1 protein-coding gene is annotated in these 693 nt (G+C 30.3%); it reads right to left on the reverse strand.

What is annotated here, in order from left to right; all coding sequences use genetic code 11:
- Positions 1–228: 228 nt before the first annotated feature.
- The gene (locus AMN78_RS03885; protein WP_075534266.1) at positions 229–600 is read right to left on the reverse strand and encodes a pyrophosphohydrolase domain-containing protein; all 372 of its coding nucleotides are present in this window, start codon (positions 598–600) and stop codon (positions 229–231) included.
- Positions 601–693: the final 93 nt, after the last annotated feature.

The following is a 693-nucleotide window of genomic DNA, read 5'->3' on the forward strand; positions in this document are numbered from 1 at the left end:
CCACCATTACCTAAAAGAAAGATATAACAATACAAAGGATAAAATCCTAAAGCTGCTGCAATAGCTCCTGCTAAAATTGTTAAAGTTGAGCACCACGCCCAAAATTGATGTGGTTTTGGTTTCAATTTTCTCATTAAATTGCGTTAGTTTAAAAGATATATTTATCTACTATATAAATGAATATACCAGCTGCTATTCCTAGTAGGATCCAATGATAGTTGTTTTTCATCATGCAACGAATTTATTTAGATCTGGTTTGAAATAATTTGGTCCTTTCATAACTTTACCCTTATCATTATAAATTGGTTTACCATCCTCACCTAACTTACTCATATTTGAACTTTGAACTTCTGCAAAACATTTATCTAAATTGATCCCGAATGCGTGTCCAGCTCCATAAGTTACATAAAGAATATCTGTAAGTGCGTCTGCAACCTCTTTAATATCCTTGTTATTGATGGCATCTTTTAACTCTGATAATTCTTCACTAATTAAATCGTATCTTAATGAAGTGATTTTGTCGCTTGGAAATTCAGCTTTTTCTTTTACTTCTTGACCAAACACTTTCATGAATTTTTTAACACTTTCAAAATTACTCATTTCTTGTCCTTTATGTTTTATAATTATCTTATTAAAGTGTATTATAGCAAAGAATCAAAGATGAAATACAGAATAGAATTTGACAGTATAGGG

It is taken from the genome of Candidatus Pelagibacter communis (assembly GCF_001179945.1).
In the GTDB taxonomy this organism is placed as follows: Bacteria; Pseudomonadota; Alphaproteobacteria; order Pelagibacterales; family Pelagibacteraceae; genus Pelagilacustribacter; species Pelagilacustribacter ubique_A.